Source organism: Paenibacillus sp. 2TAF8, from assembly GCF_052114825.1.
Taxonomy (GTDB): domain Bacteria; phylum Bacillota; class Bacilli; order Paenibacillales; family Paenibacillaceae; genus Paenibacillus.
The window spans coordinates 1-420 of sequence record NZ_JBFRFN010000073.1 but is presented as its reverse complement, the minus strand read 5'-3'; the positions used below and the strand labels follow the sequence as shown (position 1 = coordinate 420).

The 420-nt window shown below is 50.8% G+C and carries 2 rRNA genes; both read left to right on the top strand.

The features are described 5' to 3' along the window. A 23S ribosomal RNA gene (locus AB4Z30_RS30050) occupies positions 1–136 on the top strand; the annotation flags it as partial. A 152-nt stretch (positions 137–288) separates the two neighbouring features. Next, a 5S ribosomal RNA gene (gene rrf, locus AB4Z30_RS30045) occupies positions 289–405 on the top strand. Positions 406–420 lie beyond the last annotated feature (15 nt).

Below are 420 nucleotides of genomic sequence, written 5' to 3'. Positions count from 1 at the left end.
TAAGCGTGAAGCCCCCCTCAAGATGAGATTTCCCAGTATGTAAGACCCCTTGAAGACGACGAGGTAGATAGGCTGGGGGTGGAAGTGCAGCAATGCATGGAGCTGACCAGTACTAATCGGTCGAGGGCTTATCCAAATATGCAAGTTTTGATCGCGTRCGTTTCGTTTCGAATCTAGTTTTCAGAGAACAACACTCTGAATGAARTGAAAATGGGTACATCACSGARTGTGTGTATGATTTTCAGTTTCARCATGATATGGAAGAAGCACTGCTTCGATCCAATCGCGTTTGGTGGCGATGGCGGAGGGGTTCCACACGTACCCATCCCGAACACGACCGTTAAGCCCTCTAGCGCCGATGGTACTTGGACCGCAGGGTCCTGGGAGAGTAGGACGCCGCCAAGCAAAGAACCACTGCCG